A 2,341-nucleotide genomic window follows, 5' to 3' on the forward strand; every position below is an offset into this window, starting at 1 on the left:
ACCACCCGACCTGCCGGATCTGAACGTTGCACTGCCCCAACCACCCGACCTGCCGGATCTGAACAACACGCCGCCATCCTCATCCTCATCCTCAGCCGAGTCGTCCCAGACCTCGGATTCCGACGAAGAAGACTGGCTCAGCGATGACGACGCAGCGCCGGACCCGCTCACGCTCCCATTCGTGAACCATGCGGAACTCGGCATTCACGGCACGCCCCATTCGGCCCAGGTCTTCGCGTTACTGGACATGCTGGAGGCCCACCCGCAGCGGGCACAGCAGGTGCTGCGCGTATCGGCCGACCTGCTCGTGGAACTGGGTCCCCTGCCCGAATTGCGCGACGGGCTGGAGGCCCGGGCCAGTAACGCGGCGTTGCACCCGGTCACGGCGGAGGCCATCTGGCAATTGCGGGGCCTTCTGGTGCGCTTCGAAGACGACGATGTCGAGTCGGAGGACGAAGGGGAAGACAGCGAGGGCGAAGAACTCGCCCGGGACCTGCAGCGCCAGACGATGCCGCTGGGCTGGGAAATCGCCCAGTGGCTGGGCCGAGACCATCCCGATGCCGCCGCGTTGAGCACCTTCGACGACGAACCCCAGGCCCCCGCTTTCGCTCGCCTGCTCGCACGGCTGCGCGATGCCAGCCACGATGGCCATGATGGCAGCTCATCCACGGCGGTGGCGCAGCGGGCGGAGCAGGTCGCCGCCGTCATCCATGCGGTGGCGGGCGACCCCGACCTGCGGGCGCAGGTCTACCTGATTGCGCAGACGGCCCTGGGCAGTTGCCGGGACAACGTGCTCGAAGGCTTTTCCAAGGCGCTGCTGGCCGTTCGCAACCACCAGATAGTGGCGGACATCCGCAGCGGCCGGGTGGACGCCGCGCAGTTCGACCAATGGGCGGGACAGCAATTTCGGCTGGCCTTGCTGGAGAGCGAGGTCACCCGGTTCATTCACCGCGAACTGCAGCGCCAGGACCTGGGGCCCTGGCCCAGGCGCCAGCTGACGCGGGAGCCACTGGAGACCCTGATGCATGCCAAGCAGGCGCTGCGCAATCGCCTTGATCTGCCGGAAGGCACCGTGACGGGTGTGCAGGCCCTGCAGCTGAGCGTGCTGCGCCAAAAGGACGTGAACGATCTGGAAAAAGCCGTGATGCAACAGGCCCGCGACCCCGCCGCCTACGGTGACTTCCGCATGGGCCACACGACCTGGCGCGAAGGCATGAAGGCGCTGCACTCCCGTGCATTCGCTTGGCTCCAGCACGCGCGCGACGACGATCCGTTCTTCGACGAAGACATTCCCGCTTCCACGGACCTGGAGGGGCAGGTCGAATACTCCATCCGCGCCCGGGCGGTGGAGGCGCGGTGGCAGCACGAGGAGGACCGGCTGCTGCGGCACCTGGCGGGTCTTGACGCGCCGATGCATCCCATGAAGCCCGAGCCGGACGCGGCCTGAGCCGCTGCAGGCGGCCCCCCGCTTCAGCTGGGCCTCACGGAGTCCCCCATGCCCGGCACCGCCCACACCCGCCCGCCGCCGGCGGCGAAAAAGCGGCGCTCCGGGCCGGAGGTCATCGTCTGGCCGCCGGTGAACTCGCCGAACGCCGGCAGCACGGTGAGTTGCGGCTCCACCGCGAAGCACGGCAGGCGCAGGGCGTCGCGCCCCCGCCCCCGCAGCACCACGGCGGGATGGACGTGGCCGGCGAGCACGTGCAGCGTGCCGTGCGCCTGCGGGTAGTGGCAGCACGCGAACGGCCCGATCGGCCAGGGCTCGTCCACGATGGCGAACCCCAGGCCGGCCGGCGGATCGCCGGCGTGGCTGTCGTGGTTGCCGCGCACCAGCACCACCTGCAGCGCCGCATGCGCGGCGCGCCATGCCGACAGGGCGGCCAGCACCGCAGGCGACTGGGCTTCGGCCGCATGCAGGAAGTCGCCCAGCACCACCAGCCGCTGCGCGCCTTGCCGGGCGATCGGGGCCGACAGCCGATCGAGGTTGTCGCGCGTGGTGCCGGAGGGCACGGGCAGCCCGCGCGCGCGGAAGGTGTCGGACTTGCCCAGGTGCACGTCGGCCACGAACAGCGTGCGGCCGGCCGGCCACCACATGGAACGGTCGGGCAGCAGGTGGACTTCGGTGCCGGCCAGGTGGCAGATGGCGGCGCCCTCGGCCGCGGGGTGGGTGTCCGTTGCGCTCATGCCTTGATGGTTCTTCACAGCCGGGGCAAGGGCCGCGAGGGCTTGCGCTCGCGGCGCCGCTTCGCGCCGCCGCCCGGTGCGGATTCGTCGGCGGCGGTCAGCGAGAAGTCGAGCGTGCGGCGCACTTCGGCCGCCGCGGACTGCAGGGGGTCGTGCGGCG

2 protein-coding genes are annotated in these 2,341 nt (G+C 70.7%); one reads left to right on the forward strand and one right to left on the reverse strand.

The window, feature by feature from the left end; all coding sequences use genetic code 11:
- Positions 1-1,447 (forward strand): NEL-type E3 ubiquitin ligase domain-containing protein (locus tag AC27IO_RS22990; protein ID WP_498740976.1); only part of this gene is annotated, 1,447 nt, incomplete at its 5' end.
- Positions 1,448-1,470: 23 nt separating this feature from the next.
- On the opposite strand, the gene pdeM is transcribed toward AC27IO_RS22990, so the two are convergent.
- Positions 1,471-2,181 carry a ligase-associated DNA damage response endonuclease PdeM gene (gene pdeM / locus AC27IO_RS22995; RefSeq protein WP_498740977.1) on the reverse strand — a complete coding sequence of 237 codons (711 nt, stop codon included), beginning with the start codon at positions 2,179-2,181 and terminating at the stop codon, positions 1,471-1,473.
- Positions 2,182-2,341: the final 160 nt, after the last annotated feature.

This window comes from Acidovorax sp. KNOB132 (assembly GCF_057541515.1).